16 protein-coding genes are annotated in these 17,350 nt (G+C 72.1%); 9 read left to right on the top strand and 7 right to left on the bottom strand.

The window, feature by feature from the left end; all coding sequences use genetic code 11:
• Positions 1-39: 39 nt before the first annotated feature.
• Positions 40-2,568: an ATP-dependent Clp protease ATP-binding subunit gene (locus ACFV9W_RS10595; protein WP_385757722.1), complete on the bottom strand. Its 2,529-nt coding sequence runs from the start codon at positions 2,566-2,568 to the stop codon at positions 40-42.
• Positions 2,569-2,795: 227 nt separating this feature from the next.
• On the opposite strand from ACFV9W_RS10595, the gene ACFV9W_RS10590 reads away from it, so the two are divergent.
• Entirely contained in the window at positions 2,796-4,340 is a 1,545-nt protein-coding gene (locus ACFV9W_RS10590; protein ID WP_385757720.1) for a PstS family phosphate ABC transporter substrate-binding protein, read from the top strand.
• Between the two features lie 114 nt (positions 4,341-4,454).
• A complete protein-coding gene (locus ACFV9W_RS10585) occupies positions 4,455-5,273 on the top strand; it encodes a hypothetical protein (RefSeq protein WP_385757717.1) in 819 nt (272 codons plus the stop codon).
• A gap of 30 nt (positions 5,274-5,303) precedes the next feature.
• Here ACFV9W_RS10585 and ACFV9W_RS10580 read toward each other — a convergent pair whose 3' ends face one another.
• Positions 5,304-5,843, bottom strand: coding sequence for a helix-turn-helix domain-containing protein (locus ACFV9W_RS10580; protein WP_385757714.1), 540 nt, complete (start codon positions 5,841-5,843; stop codon positions 5,304-5,306).
• A 147-nt stretch (positions 5,844-5,990) separates the two neighbouring features.
• Here ACFV9W_RS10580 and ACFV9W_RS10575 point away from each other — a divergent pair, with 147 nt between their 5' ends.
• Complete coding sequence (locus ACFV9W_RS10575) at positions 5,991-7,241, top strand: benzoate/H(+) symporter BenE family transporter (protein WP_385757712.1); 1,251 nt, start codon at positions 5,991-5,993, stop codon at positions 7,239-7,241.
• Here ACFV9W_RS10575 and ACFV9W_RS10570 read toward each other — a convergent pair.
• Complete coding sequence (locus ACFV9W_RS10570) at positions 7,201-7,920, bottom strand: type 1 glutamine amidotransferase (protein WP_385757709.1); 720 nt, start codon at positions 7,918-7,920, stop codon at positions 7,201-7,203. The genes ACFV9W_RS10575 and ACFV9W_RS10570 overlap by 41 nt on opposite strands.
• 115 nt (positions 7,921-8,035) lie before the next feature.
• Here ACFV9W_RS10570 and ACFV9W_RS10565 point away from each other — a divergent pair, with 115 nt between their 5' ends.
• Entirely contained in the window at positions 8,036-8,887 is an 852-nt protein-coding gene (locus tag ACFV9W_RS10565) for a fructosamine kinase family protein (RefSeq protein ID WP_385757707.1), read from the top strand.
• Between the two features lie 3 nt (positions 8,888-8,890).
• Here ACFV9W_RS10565 and asnB read toward each other — a convergent pair whose 3' ends face one another.
• Positions 8,891-10,462: an asparagine synthase (glutamine-hydrolyzing) gene (gene asnB, locus ACFV9W_RS10560; RefSeq protein WP_385757705.1), complete on the bottom strand. Its 1,572-nt coding sequence runs from the start codon at positions 10,460-10,462 to the stop codon at positions 8,891-8,893.
• 81 nt (positions 10,463-10,543) lie between these two features.
• Between asnB and ACFV9W_RS10555 the strand changes: the two genes are divergently transcribed.
• Positions 10,544-11,314 carry an IclR family transcriptional regulator gene (locus ACFV9W_RS10555; RefSeq protein WP_385757704.1) on the top strand — a complete coding sequence of 257 codons (771 nt, stop codon included), beginning with the start codon at positions 10,544-10,546 and terminating at the stop codon, positions 11,312-11,314.
• Between the two features lies 1 nt (position 11,315).
• Here ACFV9W_RS10555 and ACFV9W_RS10550 read toward each other — a convergent pair whose 3' ends face one another.
• The gene (locus ACFV9W_RS10550; RefSeq protein WP_385757701.1) at positions 11,316-12,101 is read right to left on the bottom strand and encodes an SAM-dependent methyltransferase; all 786 of its coding nucleotides are present in this window, start codon (positions 12,099-12,101) and stop codon (positions 11,316-11,318) included.
• 204 nt (positions 12,102-12,305) lie between these two features.
• On the opposite strand from ACFV9W_RS10550, the gene ACFV9W_RS10545 reads away from it, so the two are divergent.
• On the top strand, positions 12,306-12,770 hold the full coding sequence (locus ACFV9W_RS10545) for a cupin domain-containing protein (protein WP_385757698.1): 465 nt from the start codon (positions 12,306-12,308) through the stop codon (positions 12,768-12,770).
• 7 nt (positions 12,771-12,777) lie between these two features.
• On the opposite strand, the gene ACFV9W_RS10540 is transcribed toward ACFV9W_RS10545, so the two are convergent.
• The gene (locus ACFV9W_RS10540) at positions 12,778-13,734 is read right to left on the bottom strand and encodes a D-2-hydroxyacid dehydrogenase family protein (RefSeq protein ID WP_385758147.1); all 957 of its coding nucleotides are present in this window, start codon (positions 13,732-13,734) and stop codon (positions 12,778-12,780) included.
• Between the two features lie 241 nt (positions 13,735-13,975).
• On the opposite strand from ACFV9W_RS10540, the gene ACFV9W_RS10535 reads away from it, so the two are divergent.
• Positions 13,976-14,836, top strand: a complete 861-nt coding sequence (locus ACFV9W_RS10535) for a family 16 glycosylhydrolase (RefSeq protein ID WP_385757695.1) — start codon at positions 13,976-13,978, stop codon at positions 14,834-14,836.
• Between the two features lie 80 nt (positions 14,837-14,916).
• Here ACFV9W_RS10535 and ACFV9W_RS10530 read toward each other — a convergent pair whose 3' ends face one another.
• Positions 14,917-15,615 carry a ribonuclease H gene (locus ACFV9W_RS10530; RefSeq protein WP_385757693.1) on the bottom strand — a complete coding sequence of 233 codons (699 nt, stop codon included), beginning with the start codon at positions 15,613-15,615 and terminating at the stop codon, positions 14,917-14,919.
• 374 nt (positions 15,616-15,989) lie between these two features.
• Here ACFV9W_RS10530 and ACFV9W_RS10525 point away from each other — a divergent pair, with 374 nt between their 5' ends.
• The gene (locus ACFV9W_RS10525) at positions 15,990-16,484 is read left to right on the top strand and encodes a GNAT family N-acetyltransferase (RefSeq protein WP_385757690.1); all 495 of its coding nucleotides are present in this window, start codon (positions 15,990-15,992) and stop codon (positions 16,482-16,484) included.
• Positions 16,485-16,519: 35 nt separating this feature from the next.
• The gene (locus ACFV9W_RS10520) at positions 16,520-17,347 is read left to right on the top strand and encodes an endo alpha-1,4 polygalactosaminidase (RefSeq protein ID WP_385757687.1); all 828 of its coding nucleotides are present in this window, start codon (positions 16,520-16,522) and stop codon (positions 17,345-17,347) included.
• Positions 17,348-17,350 lie beyond the last annotated feature (3 nt).

Here is a 17,350-nt window from a genome sequence, read left to right as displayed (position 1 = left end):
CCGCGCTTCGCGCGCATCAACGTCGTACGCGACCAGGGGTTACGCCTCCTGCGTCCGGACGGTGAGCTCGCCGTCGCCGGCCTCCACGCGGATCCGGCCGCCCGCCGCGATCTCGCCGTCGAGGAGCATCCGGGAGAGCCGGTTGTCGAGCTCGCGCTGGATGGTGCGGCGCAGCGGGCGCGCCCCGTACTCGGGCTGGTGGCCGCGCCGGGCCAGCCACGCGACGGCCTCGGGGGCGAACTCGACGGTGATGTCCTGGGCGTGCAGGCGGCGCCGGGTCTCGTCGAGGAGGAGATCGGTGATGCGGGCCAGCTGCTCGGTGCTGAGCCGCCGGAAGATGACGATCTCGTCGACGCGGTTGAGGAACTCCGGGCGGAAGTGCTCGCGCAGCGGGCGGAGCACCTGTTCGCGGCGTGCGGTCTCGTCGGCGGAGTCGTCGGTGCGAAAGCCGAGCGCGGCGCCGCGTCCGGCGATGGCCTCGGAGCCGAGGTTGCTGGTCATCACGATGACGGTGTTGGTGAAGTTGACCGTGCGGCCCTGGGCATCGGTGAGGCGGCCGTCGTCGAGGACCTGGAGGAGTGTGTTGAAGACGTCGGGATGTGCCTTCTCCACCTCGTCGAGCAGGATCAGCGAGTACGGGTGGCGGCGCACGGCCTCGGTGAGCTGCCCGGCCTCCTCGTGGCCGACGTATCCGGGCGGCGCGCCCACGAGGCGGGAGACGGTGTGCTTCTCCTGGAACTCGCTCATGTCGAGCCGGACCATGCGTTCCTGGCTGCCGAAGAGTGCCTCGGCGAGGGCGCGGGCCAGTTCGGTCTTGCCGACGCCCGTGGGGCCGAGGAAGAGGAAGCTGCCGATGGGCCGGTCGGGGCTGGCGAGCCCGGCGCGGGAGCGCAGGACGGCCTCGGAGACGGCGGTGACGGCCTCGTCCTGGCCGATGACCCGCTCGTGCAGATGCTGTTCGAGGCCGAGGAGGCGCTCCTTCTCCTCCTGGGTGAGGCTGCTGACGGGGATGCCGGTCTGCCGGGACACGATCTCGGCGATGTCCTCGGCGGACACCTCGACGATGTGCCCGTCGCCCGGGTCGGGTTCGCGCGCACCCTCGATCCTGCGCGTCAACTCGCCGATGCGGTCGCGCAGTTCGGTGGCCCGCTCGTACTTCTCCGCGGCCACGGCCTCGTCCTTGTCGCGGGTGAGGTCGTCGACCTGCCGTTCCAGGGCGCGTACGTCGGTGGTCTTCGTGCGGTCACGCAGCCGGACGCGGGCGCCGGCCTGGTCCATCAGGTCGATGGCCTTGTCCGGCAGGAAGCGGTCGGTCAGATAGCGGTCGGAGAGGTCGACGGCGGCGAGCAGCGCCTCGTCGGCGTACCGGACCTGGTGGTGTGCCTCGTAGCGGTCGCTCAGTCCGCGCAGGATCTCCACGGCGTCCGCCGTCGACGGCTCGGGCACCAGGATGGGCTGGAAGCGGCGGGCGAGCGCGGCGTCCTTCTCGATGTGCCGCCGGTACTCCTCCAGGGTGGTGGCGCCGATGACGTGCAACTCGCCGCGCGCCAGGGCGGGTTTGAGCATGTTGCCCGCGTCCATCGAGCCGCCTTCGGAGCCGCCACCGGCGCCCGCGCCGACCACGGTGTGCAACTCGTCGATGAACACGACGAGTTCGTCCGGGTGGGCCCGCACCTCGTCGATGATGCCGTTGAGCCGTTCCTCGAAGTCGCCTCGGTAGCGGGTGCCCGCGACGACGCCAGACAGGTCGAGCGAGACGAGGCGGCGCCCGCAGAGTGTCTCGGGCACGTCGCCCTCGGCGATGCGCTGGGCGAGGCCCTCGACGATCGCGGTCTTGCCGACGCCCGCGTCGCCGATCAGCACGGGGTTGTTCTTGCCCCTGCGGGAGAGCACCTCGACAGTCTGCTCGATCTCCTCGTCGCGGCCGATGACGGGGTCGAGGCGGCCCTGGCGGGCCCGGTCGGTGAGGTCCTCGCCGAAGCGGTCCAGGTTGGGGGTGGGCGCCGAGGCCCTCGCCTGCTGGACGCCGCCGGGCCGGGTGTCGGCGGACGAGGGCGGCGGGCCGCCCTGCGGCGCCGGGTCCGGGGTGAAGCGGGCCTGGCCCAGGAGGTGTCCGGCCGCCGAGTCGGGGTTGGCGGCGAGCGCGAACACGATGTGGTCGGGCCCGATGTAGGCGACGCCCGACTCGCGCGCGATCACATGCGCGTCGAGCAGGGCCCGCTTGACCGCGGGGGTCACCGAGAGCGACTGCGGGGTGCGGCTGGGTTCGCCGCCGCCCGCCTGCCGGTCGATCTCCCCCGCGAGCCGGTCGGGATCGGCGCCCGCCCGTGTCACGAGACTGCGGGTGGGCTCGAGGGAGAGCGCCGCCCACAGCAGGTGTCCGGTGTCGAGGTCGCCCCGGCCGCGTTCGGTGGCGTAGTTCGCGGCCGTGGCCACGAGGTGGCGGGCGGGGCCGCTCATCAGCCTGCCGATGTCGATCTGCCGTCGGCCACCGCCGAGGAACCGCGAGAAGAAGTCGCCGAAGGGGTCCTGTCCGTGGCCGTCGGCTCCGGTGAATCCGCTGCTCATACCCATCCGTCCCGGCGCGCGCCGCCCGCGTTCGGCGGCGCTGCCTCGTCGACGTCCGTCTGGGGTGCGCGTAGCCCGCTGCGGCGTGGATAAACGTGAGGGAAGCGACGGGGCGCGGGTACCGGATGCCACGGCCGGTCCCGAGACCTTGAACGGACGACGAACAGTGGGCGAAGCCCGGTGGCCGGACCCGTCGCCCGGTGCGGCGGGTCCGTACCGTCGCGCACATGGGATGGCTCGAGATCGCCTTCACCGCCGTTGGACTGCTGATCGGTGTGGTGTCCATCGTCATGCCGTTCGCCGCGGACCGGCGTGCGCGGCGCAGCAGGCGGGTCGGGTTCCGCAAGCAGATGGACATCGCCATAGGGCACAACGGTCAGACGGGCGCGGGCGACTCGCGGCTCGGGCTCTTCACCGATCTGCCCGAGATGCGCGACGCCACCCTGGTGCTGCTGCGGATCGAGAACGACGGCTCGCGGCACGTCGACACGGACGACTACATAGACGCCTCGGAGCAGTACGGGCTCACCGCGGAGTTCCCCGGGCGCAGCATTCAGGCGCTGGACGTCACCCTGCCCGAGGAACACTCCAACCTGTCGGGCTACTTCGAGCGCCGGCCGGGGCTGCTCATCGAGACACCCAGCAGACTGCGCATCCCCAAGGTCCCGCTGAAGCCGGGCGCGTACTACAAGATCCTGGTGCTGCTCACGGGCGGCAAAGAAGGGGACAAGGTCGCCGTCACCGGTGACATCAAGGACGGCACGCTGCACGAGAACCACAGCCTCACGCCGGACGAGAAGCCGCCGGTGTTCAGCAGCCGGGCCCGCTGGACCACCGTCACGCTCGGCGTCGCGCTCATCGCGGCGGCGACCCTGCCGCTGCTCACCCCGTCGCCGCTGCCGGACGACTGCGAGTCGGGCAGGCTGCGACTGACGGGATCAACGGCGTTCGCCCCGGTGCTGAAGGAGCTGGCACAGAAGTACCGCGGCCACTGCGGGGGCAAGCCGCGGATCACGGTCGCGGCCGGCGGCAGCCGCACCGGAGTGCGTGAACTCGCCCTGTCCGGCGAGGAGTCGGGCAGCACGGCGCGGGTCATCGCGTTCTCCGACGGGCCCCGCCCCGCGAGCTACACCCGGCTGAGCGAGAGCCGTATCGCGGTGTCGCTGTTCACGCTCGTCGCGCGCGACGACGTCCGTCTCACCGATCTGTCCGTGGCCGACGTACGGCGCGTCTACCGGGGCGAGATCCGCAATTGGTCGCAGCTGGGCGGGCCCGATCTGCCGGTCGTCCTGGTCAGCCGCACCTCCGGCTCGGGCACCAGGTCCGCGCTCACGGCGCGGGTGCTCGCGGGCGCGGACGAGCCGCCCGCGTCCTCGGACGACTGCGTCAACCGCACGGCCCGCGCCGCCGCCCGCGTCCTGCGCTGCGAGCTGGACTCGACGGAGCAGGTCCTCGACACCGTGGCCCGTACGCCCGGCGCCCTCGGCTACAGCGAGCTGCGCGCCGCGTCGCCGCCGGACGCGCCGAAGGGCCTGCACCGGCTCACCCTCGACGGCCACACCCCGGACCCGGACCGGCTCGACGCGGGCGGCTATCCGTACCGTGAGATCGAGTACGCGTACACCTACGGCCGCCCGCCGGCGGACTCGCTGGCCTCCAGCTTCCTCTCCTACGCCGTCGACAACGGCACGGGCAAGGGCGTCGTCGCCACCCACGGCCACCTTCCGTGCGGGACGCCGGTGGGGCTGCGGGTGTGCGGCAAGGACGACTGACACACCGACGGCTGGCGCGCACGGCGACCTCGCGGACGACACCCGCACCCCGCAGAACGTACAATTTGTGGGTGTTTCGGACGTGCGACGCGTCCGGGAAGGCGAGGTGGCGTCATGGCCGGACCGACCCCGACCCGGCTGCACCGGGCCGCGCGTGCGCCCGTCGCCGCGGCGTTCGTGTGCGCGACCCTCCTCGCGGCGGGGCCCGCCGCGGCCGACGCCGGAGACGCGAAGGACAAGAGCGCGCAGGAGCTGGCCGACGCGGCGAAGAAGGAACTCCTGGACGCGAAGTCCCTGCACCTGACGGTGAAGAACGGCTCGGACGACAAGGACACCCGCACCCCGGCACTCGTCGATCTGCGCCTCGACGAGAAGGGCAACTGCACGGGCGAGCTGCGCATGGGAACCGGCGGCGCCAAGGGCGGCTCCGTCGACCTCGTGAAGCGCGGCGACGAGGTGTGGATCAAACCGGACGCCACCTTCTGGAAGACCCAACTGCCGGGCCGCAGCGGTGATTTGGCCGCCGAGCTGATCGGCGACCGCTATGTGCACGGCACCACCGACGACCCGATGCTGGACGGACTCTCCGGCACCTGCGACCTCGACTCGTTCCGCGAGCGCCTCAAGGACGGCTCGGACCGTGCCACCAAGGAGGAGCTCACGAAGGGCGACCAGAAGAAGCTCGCGGGCACCGAGGTGGTGCCGTTGACCCCGTCCGGTGACACCAAGGGACGCGGCATCACCCTCTACGTCACCGCCGACGAGCCGCACCGTCTGGTGCGTGCCACGGAGAAGGACTCCGACGAGTCCCTGTCGATGACACTGACCGACTACGGCAAGCCGGTGCCGAAGAAGACACCGTCCGCGGACGACTCCATCGATGTCTCGGAGCTGCGGGGCACCGGCCCTTCGCAGGCCCCCCACGCTGCCTGACACCTGCCACCTGAGGCCTGAGGCCAGGTGTCAACCGGCCTTCGGGTAACGGACGAAGAGGATCCCCTGGACCTCACCGTCCGGCGCACCGTAGATGTGCGGGGCGTCAGCCGCCCACTGGGCGTGACCGCCGGGCCCCGCGGTCGTGGGCGCGTCCGGCGGGCCGACGACGGCCGTCCCCGAGAGCACCATCAGGCTCTCCGTGGTGCGCGGGACGTGCGCCGCGGACTCCTGGGTCGCACCTTCGGCGATGGTGACGCGGAAGACGTCGGTGGCCGCGTCCGCGTCCTCGTACCGCTCGATCAGGACCGCGGTGACCGCGCTCCCGGAGACACCGGCGGCGCCCGCACCCGCGCCCGGCGCGGGGTCGTCGAGGACGGCACTGAGCGGGCGGCCGAGCGCGGTGGTCAGGGCGTAGAGCGTTTCGAGGGTGGGATTGCGGCGGCCGGTCTCGAGTTCGGAGAGCGTGCCCTTGCCGACGCCCGAGCGGCGCGCGAGTTCGGACAGGGACAGACCGCTGCCCTCGCGCAGCCGTTTGAGCCTGCGCCCCACTTCGTCACCAAGCCCCATCGCCCGGCCCCCTCCCGCGCCCGCCGGCGCGTGTTGACGTGTCACCGTCCGCGTCCTTAGTGTTCCACAAACAGAACGTTCCGTTTACGGAACGCCTTGCACGCTCACACCATCCTGCCCTCCCCTGCCTTCGGAAGTGACACTCGCATGTCCTCGCTCGCCCGCATACGCGCCCTCGCTCCACCCTCGGCCGTGGCGGCGGGGCTCATCGCGACCACCGTCGGTGTGACCAGCGCGGCCGCCATCGTGTTCACCGCGGCGCGGACCGCGGGGGCGGACGCGCGGGAGGTGTCCTCGTGGATGCTGGCGCTCGGCGTCGGCATCGCCGTGACGACCGTGGGTCTGTCGCTGCGCAACAAGGCGCCCGTGCTCACCTCCTGGTCGACTCCGGGGGCCGCGCTGCTCGCCACCAGTCTGAGCGGGGTGTCCATGGAGAAGGCCGTGGGCGCGTTCGTGTTCAGTGCCGTGCTGACCGTGGTGAGCGGTCTGACGGGGTGGTTCGCGCGGCTCATGGACCGGATCCCGGTGCCGCTGGCGTCCGCGCTGCTCGCGGGGGTGCTCCTGGACTTCGGAACGGGGCTCTTCGCACAGATGGGCGGGCACTTCGGCATCGCGTTCCCGGTGTTCGCGCTGTATCTGCTCGCCCGCCGGCTGCTGCCGCGCTACGCCGTGGTGGTGGCGCTCGCCGGTGGCGTCGTGGCCTCCGTCCTCACCGGCGGCTGGCACCTGGAGCGGGTCCGCCTTTCGCTCGCGCAGCCGGTGTTCACGACGCCGGAGCTCGACTGGAAGGTGCTCATCAGCGTCGGTGTGCCGCTGTTCGTGGTCACCATGGCCTCGCAGAACCTGCCGGGTGTCGCCGTGCTGCGCACGTCCGGGTACGAGGTGCCGATCTCGCCCGTCCTGACCTGGACCGGTGTCGCGCAGGTGGTGCTCGCGCCGTTCGGGGCGTTCGGCCTCAACCTGGCGGCGCTGACCGCCGCGATCTGCACCGGTGAGGAGGCCCACCCCGACCGGAAGCGGCGCTATCTCGCGGCCGTATGGGCGGGCGTCTTCTACTTGTGCGTCGGCCTGCTCGGCGCGACGGTGGCCTCGCTGCTCGGCGCGATGCCGCACGCGCTCGTCCTGGCGGTCGCCGGGGTGGGCATGCTCGCCACGATCGAGTCCGCCCTGGCCGGGGCGTTGTCCGACCCGAAGTCCCGGGAGGCGGCCGTCGTCACGTTCCTGGCCACGGCTTCCGGTGTCACGCTGCTGGGCATCGGTTCGGCGTTCTGGGGGCTGCTCGCGGGCGTGCTCACCACTGTCGTGGCGTCGGTGGCGCGGCGCCGGACCGCCCCGCCCGCGCCCGCCGCCCAGCCGGTCACGGCGTCGTCGCGCACACCCGAGCGAACCTCCGTGTGAACTCCGACCACGCCGCGACGGCCGCGCCCTCTTCGGCCACCGCCGCGGCGTGCAGCCGGTCCCGGTCGAAGCCCTGCCGGTCCAGGGGCTCGGGGTCCCATCCGGCGATCCGCGCGGCCTCCGCCTCGGGGTGGAACTGAACGCCCCAGGCCCGCTCCCCCACCCGGAACGCCTGGTGCGGGCAGGCCTCGGTGGACGCGAGCCAGGCGGCGCCCGGCGGCAGCTCGGTGATCTGGTCGACGTGCCGCTCGATGGCGGGAACCGTGTCGCCGAGCCCGTGCAGCAGCGGGTCATCGGCGGCCTCTGGCCGCAGCCGTATCCGGGTGCTGCCGTACTCGGGCCGCCCGTGATTGCCCCGCACCCGGCCGCCCGCGACGTGGGCGAGCAGTTGGCCGCCGAGGCAGACGCCGAGGACGGGTGTGCCGCCGTCGAGGGCCTGCGCGGCGAGGCGGCGGGTGGCGGGCAGCCAGGGCGCGCGTGCGTCGTCGTCCGGCAGGAATCCACCGCCCAGCACCAGCAACGGTCTCCCGTCGAGTGTCTCGGGCAGGCCCTCGCCCTCGTACGGCCGCAGCACCTCCACCGCGAGGCCCGCCTCGCGCAGCCAGTCGCCGATCCGGCCCGGGCCGCCGCTCCTGGTGTTCTGCACGACCAGGACGGGAGCAACTGCCGTGGCACTCATGTGTGTTCGCCTCTTCCGTGCGCCGAACGGGGAAAGCCCCCGTATTGATCAACGCAGCAGACCAGCGGGCCGGGCGGCACGTCAACGGGTCCGCGGCCGTCCTACGCTGGATGTCATGTCGGATTCCGCAGCCGCCGCCACCCGCTTCACCGGCCGCCCGGTCACCGCCGAGCGCCGCCGCTCCTCCCACCTCGCCGAGGTCACCCTCGACGACGGCCGCGTGGTGATGGTGAAGCAGGCCGACGACCCGGCCGCGGTGCGTGCGGAGGCGGCCGGGATCCGGTGGCTCGCGGCGGCCGACGCGGTGGCGGTGCCCACCGTGCACGGCGCCGACGAGCGCTGTCTGGTCGTCGACCGGGTCGCGGAGGGGCCGCCGAGCCCGGACGCCGCGGAGCGGTTCGGCGCGGACCTGGCGCGGCTGCACGGTGCCGGAGCCCCGGCGTTCGGCGCGGCGCCGCCCGAAGGGCCCACGGACGCGTACATCGGCCTCGCCCCCATGCGCAATGTGCCGGGCGACGACTGGCCGCGCTGGTACGCCGACCACCGGGTGCTGCCCTACCTGCGCGAGGCCGTCGACGCCGGCACCCTCTCCCCCGCCGAGGCGAAGCCCATCGAGCGGGTCTGCGAGCGGCTGCCCGACATCGCGGGCCCCGCCGAGCGGCCCGCCCGCCTGCACGGCGACCTGTGGAACGGCAACCTGCTGTGGGGCGCCGACGGCGCGGCCCGGCTCATCGACCCGGCGGCGCACGGCGGGCACCGCGAGACCGACCTGGCGATGCTGCACCTGTTCGGCGCGCCGCACCTGGACCGGATCATCGACGGCTACGAGCGGACCGCGCCGCTCGCCGCCGGCTGGGAGGGCCGCGTCCCGCTCCACCAGCTCTTCCCGCTCCTGGTGCACACGGTGCTGTTCGGCCGCGGCTACGCCGAGCAGGCGGTCGCCGCGGCCCGCTCCCAGCTCTCGTAGTCGCTACGCCGTCGCGAACCGGGTGAGCACCGCCTCCGGGCGTACGCCCGGCAGCGCGGCGCGGAACGTCCGGTAGTAGCCGAGCTCCTCCTTGCTGCGCAGTTCGGGCGCTCCCGCCTCGGCGCTCGCCCTCGCGAACTCCTCGTCCGTGATGCGACTGTCCCACAGGGGGCTCAGGACGCTCTCGGCGCCGCTGCCCGTGCCGAACTGTTCCTTGCGCCGCCACAGCAGGTGCTCCGGGAGCCAGCCTGCGAAGGCGCGGCGCAGGTGGCCCTTCTCCATGCCGTCGGCCTCAAGTGCCTTGAGGGGCGCGGGAAGTGACATGGCGTGCGCGATGACGTCCCGGTCGAGGAACGGGACGCGTGCCTCCAGGCCGTGGGCCATGGTGACGCGGTCGCAGCGCTGGAGGTTGAGGCCGTGCAACGCGCCTATGGTGCGGCGCAGTTCGGCGTCCAGCTCGTCGGGCGCGGCGTGCCGCTCGTGGTAGTAGCCGTATCCGGCGAAGAGTTCGTCGGCGCCCTCTCCGGTAAGGACGGCCTTGACGTGCCGGGAGGCGAGTTCGGAGAGGAACCAGTTCGGGACGGCGCTGCGGATGAGGCTGGCGTCGAAGGACTCCACGCACCCGACCACCTCGTCGAGCACCCGCGCCGCGGCCCCGGCGTCGAGCACCACCTCGTGGTGCTCGGTGCCCAGGAACGCGGCGGCGTCCCGCGCGGCGAGCAGGTCCGGGGAGTCCTCCGTGCCGACGGCGAAGGTCTTGAGGCGGCGGCCCCGGCGGGCGTACGCGTCGGCGGCGACCGCGGCGACGAGGCTGGAGTCGAGCCCGCCGGACAGGAACACACCGACCTCGACGTCCGCCATCAGATGCCGGCGCACGGAGTCGGCGACGGCCTCGAAGGTGGCCTTCTCGACGACCTGGGCGGGCACGCCGCCCCAGGTGTCGGTCACGTCGGGAACCGGGTCCTCGAACCGGCGCAGACCGTCCTCGGGACTCCACCAGTGCCCCGGCGGGAAGATCTCGGCGCTCGGCTGTACGTCGGCGTGGAACGCGCGCAGTTCGGAGGCGAAGTGCACGGCGGTGTCGGTGCGCGCCCAGTACAGGGGCTTGACGCCGATGGCGTCGCGGGCGGCGACGAACCGGCCGCCGGGGGTGGCCGCGCACAGCGCCCACATGCCGCGCAGGCGGCGCAGGCCCGCGGGACCGTCGGTGCGCAGCACGGCGAGGGCCGCCGCCGAGTCGGAGGAGGAGCCGAAGGCCTCGGTGGGCAGTTCCCCGCGCAGGGCCTCGTGGTTGTAGATCTCGCCGTTGCACACGAGCGACCAGTCGTCGTCGCCGTGGGTGCCGCCGAGGGGCTGGTGTCCGCCGTCGAGGTCGACGATGGACAGGCGGCGGTGGCCGAGCCAGGTGTGTCCGCCGACCGTTCTGGTTCCGCTGTCATCGGGTCCACGGTGGGCGAGGCGGTCGAGCATGCCCTCCGCCGCCGCGTCGGCGCATTCGGTGTCGACACTTCCGTGGCGGCTGCGTAGGGACTGGCTGCGTATGGACTGGCTGTGTATGGCTGCGATTCCGCACATGTCGATCGACCATAGAGTGGTGCGTGCGAATGGAACAATGAGAGTTGCTGTATGCGCACGCCGCTGTGGCAGGCTTGCGTCATGGCAGCGGAGAACCTGAGCAGCGTGCACCGCGCCCTTGACGTGCTGCGCGCGCTCGCGCAGGGCCCCATGGGCGTACAGGAAGTGGCCCAGGCGGTGGGCAAGGAGAAGACGCAGGTGTCACGGACCCTGAAGGTCCTGGCGCAGGAGGGGTTCCTGGAGCGGGATCCGCGCACGCTGCGCTATCGCGTCGGCTGGCAGCTGCTCGCGCTCGCCTCGTCGGCGGGCGAGGAGCGGCTGTACGGGGAGGCGCCGCCGGTGCTGCGGGATCTGGTGCACCGTGTCGGGGAACCGGCCTATCTGACGGTGCTGTCCGGGCACGGCGTCGTCACGGTGCTCACCGAGCGGACGTCGCGCGGGCTCCAGGCGCACGAGTGGATCGGCCGCACCTCGCCCCTGAACTGCACGTCCGCGGGCCGCGCGCTGCTGTTCGGGCTTCCGGACGACCAGGTGGCGGCGCTCCTGACGACCGAGGACGGGGCGCCGTTGCCGGGCACGGACGCGGCACCCCGTGACGTACCGGCCGTCCTGGAGCGGCTGCGGGCGGAGCGGGTGCGCGGCTTCGCCCTGGCGGCGGAGGAGATGGAACCGGGCCTGACTGCGGTCGCCGTCCCGGTGCACGACCACCGGGGTGACGTGGTGGCGGCCGTCAATGTGTCGGCGCCCGTGTTCCGGCTGCCGCCGGAGGCGCTGCCGCAGGTCACGGAGGCGGTGGTCGCGGCGGCGCACCAGCTGTCGGCCCGGCTGAACGGCGCGCCGCCCTCCGTGTGAGTCAGGAGATCCGGGCGACGCCCGAGTAGATGCCGCACGGCTCGGCCTCGGGGGCGGGCTCGCCGCGGAACCACTCGGTGGCGGTCACCAGGCCCGGCTCCACGAGGTCGAGCCCCTTGAAGAACCGCGCCACCCCGTCCCGGGTGCGGAAGCCCAGCTGGATACCGGCCTTGGTGTACTGGGCCACGACCTTCTCGACCAGCTCGGGGAAGATGTCACTGGAGGCGTTGGACAGCACCAGGTGGCTGCCGGGCGGCAGCTCGGACACCAGCCGGGAGACGATGCCGTACGCCTCCTCGTCGTCCGGGATGAAGTGCATCAGCGCGATCAGCGACAGGGCGATCGGCCGGTCGAAGTCCAGGACGGTACGGGCGTGTTCGAGGATGGCTTCCGGCTCGCGGACATCGCCCTCGATGTAGTCGGTGACACCCTCGGGGCTGCTGACGAGCAGCGCCTGCGCGTGCCGCAGGACGATCGGGTCGTTGTCGGTGTAGACGACCTTGGCGGCGGGGACGACGCGCTGCACGATCTGGTGCAGGTTCGGCGAGGTCGGGATGCCGGTGCCGATGTCCAGGTACTGGTCGACGCCCTGCCCGGCGAGCCAGGCGGCGGCGCGGTGCATGAACTCCCGGTTCTGCCGCGCGGCGTCCCGCGCCTCGGGCGGCAGCTGCTCGCCGACGGCCTCGTCGACGGGGTAGTTGTCCTTCCCGCCGAGCAGCCAGTCGTAGACCCGCGCGGGGTGCGCCTGGCTGGTGTCGATACGGGGCCGGGGAGCAGGTGCCGTCATGAAACTCTCCAACGTCGCTGTGCGGGCGGGCGATGCGTGTGACCTGCCCGCAGTCTGTCATGCCAACTCCCGTCATTCACCACGGAGTTGCAGGTCACGGCGGGTGCGCGGGCGACAGCGCACGGTACTCGCACACCTCCGGCACCCGCGCCCTTCGCCCTCTACTCTTGATCACCCACCCATGTTCCACCCTGAGGAGCGACCGTGCGCGACTGGCAGCGCGAGCTGGATCTGGAGCCCCACGGGGAGGGCGGCTTCTTCCGGCGTGTCTACACGAGCCCGTACGAGCTGTCGACGCCGCACGGCCCCCGCCCCTCGGCGTCGTCGATCTACTACCTGCTCGACGAGCGGCAGCCGAGCGGCCTGCTGCACCGCAACCGCAGCGACATCCTGCACTTCCTGATCGACGGCGGCCCCCTGGAGTACGTGACGGTCGCCCCGGACGGCGCCCTGCGGAGCACCACGCTCGGCCCGGACGACGAGCGCTTCCTGCTGGTGCCCGGCGGCCACTGGAAGGCCTCGCGCCTGCTCGGCGACGCCCGTCACGGCCTGGTGGCGGAGGTCGTCACCCCGGGCTTCGACTACACGGACCACGAGTTCGCCACGCGGGCCGTACTGGAGGAGTTCCCGCACCTCACGGATGAGCTGCGGGAGTTCGTCCGCGGCTGAGCCGAGGTCAGCCGAGTGTGCGGACCGGGCTCCCCGCCAGGTACGCCTCGATGTCCTCGACGGCGCCCTGGAAGAAGCCCTCGTAGTTGCGGCGCGTGACATAGCCGAGGTGCGGCAGGCCGAGAAAGTTCGGGGCGGTGCGCAGCGGGTGGTCGGCCGGGAGCGGCTCGGTGTCGAAGACGTCGCTGCCCGCGCCGGCGATCCAGCCCTCGCGCAGCGCCCGCAGCAGGGCCTCCTGGTCGACGATCGCGGCGCGCGAGGTGTTGACCAGGTAGGCGGTGCGGCGCATCCGGCGCAGTTCGTCGGCGCCGAGGAGGCCGCGGGTGCGGTCGCCCAGGACGAGGTGCACGGAGACGAAGTCGCTGGTGTCGAGGAGTTCCTCCTTCGAGGCGGCGAGGGTGGCACCGGCCTCGGCCGCCCGTTCGGCGGTGAGGTTCTGGCTCCACGCCGCGACATCCATGCCGAAGGCGGCGCCGACGCGGGCGACCCGTGCGCCGATCTTGCCGAGGCCGAGCAGGCCGAGGCGGCGGCCGTGCAGGTCGGCGCCGAGGGTGGACTGCCAGGGCCCGCCGTCGCGCAGATTGACGCCCTCGGTGAGGACGCCGCGCGCGAGACCGAGGATCAGGGACCAGGTGAGTTCGACGGGCGGTTCGGGGTTGCTCGCGGTCCCGCAGACGGTGACGCCGTGCGCGGCGGCGGCGTCGAGGTCGATGGACGCGTTGCGCATGCCGGAGGTGACGAGGAGCCGCAGCTTGGGCAGCCGCGCGATCAACTCGGCGGGAAACGGGGTGCGTTCGCGCATCACGACGAGGATCTCGCAGTCGTCGAGCAGCGCGACGAGCTCGTCGTGGGTGTCGACATACCGATTCAGGTACGTGACGTCGACGCGGCCCGAAAGCCGGTCCCAGTCGGCCAGTTCACGGGCGACGCCCTGGTAGTCGTCGAGTACGGCGCACCGCAGCATGCTCACATCACTCCTGGTTCGAAGATCGCATCGAAGCCCGTGCCGGAGGTCGCTTCGAAGATCGCCGGAAAACCTTAACCGGGATCCCTGGTACGGACTTTCGCGCAGTCCCTTGACGCCCCTTGACCCCACCCCTTAAATCAAGCCTTGAACGGAACACATCAAGCGCAGCGTTCCTGCCTTCACTTTCTGGCGTGCCGCGGGACGGCACGACCCCCTACCCGAAGTGATGTGATGCCCCATGCGCAGTTCACTCCGCCCGCTGAGCCGCAGACTCCCGCTGGGCGCCGCGGCCCTGCTGTGCGTCGCCGCCGCGTTCGTGCCGACGGCGAACGCCGCCGACAGCGACGACGGCGCGCACACCACGGCGGTCACCTTCTCCGACGACTTCGACGGGCCCGCGGGCTCGGCGGTCGACGGTTCGAAGTGGCTGACCGAGACCGGAGACAACGTCAGCAACCACGAGCGGCAGTACTACACGTCCGGCAACAACAACGCCGCTCTCGACGGCCAGGGCAACCTGGTCATCACGGCCCGCAAGGAGAACCCATCCAACTACCAGTGCTGGTACGGGACATGCCAGTACACCTCGGCACGACTCAACACGTCGGGGAAGTTCGAGACGACGCACGGCCACGTCGAGGCCCGGATGAAGATCCCGCGCGGGCAGGGCATCTGGCCCGCCTTCTGGATGCTGGGCACTGACATCGGCTCGGCCGGCTGGCCCAACTGCGGCGAGATCGACGTCATGGAGAACGTGGGCTTCGAGCCCTCGACGGTCCACGGCACCATCCACGGCCCCGGCTACTCCGGCGCCGGCGGGATCGGCGCGGGCTACACGCTGCCGGGTGGCGAGGCCTTCGCGGACGCTTTCCACACGTTCGCGGTGGACTGGACACCCAACAAGATCACCTGGTCCGTGGACGGAACGGTGTACCAGACCCGGACGCCCGCCGACGTGGGCGGCAACCAGTGGGTCTTCGAGAAGCCTTTCTTCTTGATTCTGAACCTGGCGGTGGGCGGGGACTGGCCGGGCGACCCGGATTCCAGCACCCAGTTCCCGCAGCAGCTGGTGGTCGACTACGTACGGGTGAGCACGTAAGCACGTGAGTACGTGAGCAGGCACAGGCACGGAGAGGGGCCCGGCGCGGTGTGCGCCGGGCCCGTCTGTGTCGGTTTCGGTCAGGCCGACGTGCGGCACTCCGGGTGGCCCCAGCCGTCGGGGTTCTTGGCGATGTCCACACCGGCGTCGTACGAGCGGCCGCAGCGGCAGCGGCCGGGGAACTTCGCCTTGATGGTGCGCGAGGAGGAGCCTGAGGAGGCGGCCCGCTTGCCGGGCGCCGCCTTCTTCGCGCGCGGCGGCTTGGCCGAGGACGGGGCGGACGGCGGCGGCTCGGGAGAGCCGAGCGCGCTGCCCGCGTCCTGCTGGGCGACGGCGGCCTGGCTGGCGGCGCGGTCCGCGAAGTCGTTGAGCGGGTCGCCGTCGACCTGGTGCGCGGGCACGTACTTGAACTCCACCGCGCGGCCGTCGAGCAGCGCGTCGATCCGCTGCACCAGTTCCTGGTTGGCGACGGGCTTGCCCGCCGCCGTCTTCCAGCCCTTGCGCTTCCAGCCGGGCAGCCACGTGGTGACCGCCTTCATCGCGTACTGCGAGTCCATCCGCACTTCGAGCGCCACATCGGCGGCGACCGTACTCAACAGCCGCTCCAGGGCGGTGAGTTCGGCGACGTTGTTCGTTGCGGTGCCGAGCGCGCCGGCCTCCCACTGCACGGGCTTCTCGTCGCCGTCGGCGACGACCCAGGCCCATGCCGCCGGTCCGGGGTTTCCTTTGGACGCGCCGTCACACGCGGCGATCACACGTTCTGCCATGCCCCCGATCATGCCAGGTCGGCCGTCGGGCCCGACACGTACGGTCAGCGGGCCGACACCGGGGCCGCTCGGGGCCCTGCCCGGGAAAGAGGAAGCCCCGGCCGTGACGGGGGACCACGGCCGGGGCGGCTTTGAGTGGGACACGGATGGCGGTCGCCTCTCGGCGGGGGGCTCCGCAGGGCTTCAGCCGAACGATCTTCCCTGCGGGCGATAGGTAGGGCCCGGGGACACTGTTCCATCCGTGTCCACGTCTTGGTCAACGGACGGAGTGGCAGGGTTGTTCCCGAGGGTGCCGGGGCGGGGCATGAGGTGCGTCACGACTGGTACCGCTTGATGGCTGTTCGAACCGTCCGCGGCGGACTTTTACGCACACGAAAGGAACCTTGATGCCCGAGCTGCGCGCGGCCCACGAGGGCGACCACCCCGTGCTCGTACGGCGCGTCCAGGAATGGTGGGGGGACTCGCGCACGCCGCAGGAGGCGCGCGAGTTGTCGCTGCTGCTCCCCCGGCTGTTCCTGCAGTTCTTCGCGGGCACCAGCCTGGTCGCGGAGGACGCTTCGGGTGTGCGGGCGTTCCTGGTGGGCCTGTACGCCGCCGATGACGAGACTTCCGCGTACATCCACTTCGTGGGCGTCGATCCGGCGATGCGTGGCTCCGGCGTGGGGCGGGGCCTGTACGAGGAGTTCTTCCGGCGGGCGGAGCGGGCCGGGCGGCGGGACGTGCGGGCGATCACCTCGCCGGGGAACACCGGGTCGATCGCCTTTCACCGGGCGCTGGGGTTCGTGGTGGAGCCGGGCGACCGGGAGGTGGGCGGGGTCGCGGTGCGCGCGGACTACGACGGTCCCGGGCAGGATCGGGTGTGTTTCCGGCGCCCGTTGTGAACGAGGGCCCCGGCCTTTCGTTCTAGGCTGCGACGATGATCTTCCGTCCGGTTTCCCGTCGTCTGTCGGCTCTGTGCCTCGCCCTGACCGCCGCTCTCGCCGTGTCCTCCTGCTCGTCACCGGAGCCCGGGGGCCGCTCCCCGCGCGTCCAACGGCCGACACCGGATGCGCAGTTCGACTACCAGATCGGCGGTGCGTACAAGCCGGCCGCGGGGGTGCGGGCCGTCTCGCGGGACCGCGGGGACGCACCCGCGCGCGGCCTCTACAACGTCTGCTACGTCAACGCCTTCCAGGCCCAGCCCGACGCGGTGACGTGGTGGCGGGCCCACCACGACGACCTGCTGCTGCGGGACGAGGAGGGAGAACTGGTGGTCGACGAGGACTGGCACGAGCCGCTGTTCGACATCTCCACGAAGACGAAGCGCGCGCGGCTCGCGAACATCGTGGGCGGCTGGATCCGCGGCTGCGCCGACGACGGGTATCAGGCGGTCGAGCCGGACAACCTCGACTCCTACGAGCGTTCCGACGGCCTGCTCGACTCCTCGGACGCCGTCGCGTTCGCCCAGCTGATCGCGGACCGGTCGCACGGGGCCGGGCTCGCGGTCGGGCAGAAGAACACCGCGGAACTCCTGCCGAAGCGCCGCGACATCGGGTTCGACTTCGCGGTGACGGAGGAGTGCCAGGCCTACGACGAGTGCCGGGAGTACGCGTCGGCGTACGACGACCGGGTCTTCGCCGTGGAGTACCGCAAGGGCGACTTCGAGCGGGCCTGCCGCGCGTGGGGCGACCGGCTGTCGATCGTGCTGCGCGACATGGACGTGCGGCCCGCCGGCACGAAGGGATATGTGCGGCGGGCCTGTTGACCC

This window comes from Streptomyces sp. NPDC059897, assembly GCF_042730865.1.
Lineage (GTDB): Bacteria > Actinomycetota > Actinomycetes > Streptomycetales > Streptomycetaceae > Streptomyces.
This window is presented reverse-complemented; position numbering and strand designations above follow the sequence as displayed.

Bases quoted from the DNA above. Each gene is read 5' to 3' on its own strand.
- ACFV9W_RS10570 (WP_385757709.1), bottom strand. From the start codon at position 7,920: ATGAGTGCCACGGCAGTTGCTCCCGTCCTGGTCGTGCAGAACACCAGG.
- ACFV9W_RS10520 (WP_385757687.1), top strand. From the start codon at position 16,520: ATGATCTTCCGTCCGGTTTCCCGTCGTCTGTCGGCTCTGTGCCTCGCC.
- ACFV9W_RS10525 (WP_385757690.1), top strand. From the start codon at position 15,990: ATGCCCGAGCTGCGCGCGGCCCACGAGGGCGACCACCCCGTGCTCGTA.
- ACFV9W_RS10575 (WP_385757712.1), top strand. From the start codon at position 5,991: ATGTCCTCGCTCGCCCGCATACGCGCCCTCGCTCCACCCTCGGCCGTG.
- ACFV9W_RS10590 (WP_385757720.1), top strand. From the start codon at position 2,796: ATGGGATGGCTCGAGATCGCCTTCACCGCCGTTGGACTGCTGATCGGT.
- ACFV9W_RS10540 (WP_385758147.1), bottom strand. From the start codon at position 13,734: ATGCTGCGGTGCGCCGTACTCGACGACTACCAGGGCGTCGCCCGTGAA.
- ACFV9W_RS10535 (WP_385757695.1), top strand. From the start codon at position 13,976: ATGCGCAGTTCACTCCGCCCGCTGAGCCGCAGACTCCCGCTGGGCGCC.
- ACFV9W_RS10595 (WP_385757722.1), bottom strand. From the start codon at position 2,568: ATGAGCAGCGGATTCACCGGAGCCGACGGCCACGGACAGGACCCCTTC.
- ACFV9W_RS10530 (WP_385757693.1), bottom strand. From the start codon at position 15,615: ATGATCGGGGGCATGGCAGAACGTGTGATCGCCGCGTGTGACGGCGCG.
- ACFV9W_RS10585 (WP_385757717.1), top strand. From the start codon at position 4,455: ATGGCCGGACCGACCCCGACCCGGCTGCACCGGGCCGCGCGTGCGCCC.
- ACFV9W_RS10580 (WP_385757714.1), bottom strand. From the start codon at position 5,843: ATGGGGCTTGGTGACGAAGTGGGGCGCAGGCTCAAACGGCTGCGCGAG.
- ACFV9W_RS10555 (WP_385757704.1), top strand. From the start codon at position 10,544: ATGGCAGCGGAGAACCTGAGCAGCGTGCACCGCGCCCTTGACGTGCTG.
- ACFV9W_RS10565 (WP_385757707.1), top strand. From the start codon at position 8,036: ATGTCGGATTCCGCAGCCGCCGCCACCCGCTTCACCGGCCGCCCGGTC.
- ACFV9W_RS10550 (WP_385757701.1), bottom strand. From the start codon at position 12,101: ATGACGGCACCTGCTCCCCGGCCCCGTATCGACACCAGCCAGGCGCAC.
- asnB (WP_385757705.1), bottom strand. From the start codon at position 10,462: ATGTGCGGAATCGCAGCCATACACAGCCAGTCCATACGCAGCCAGTCC.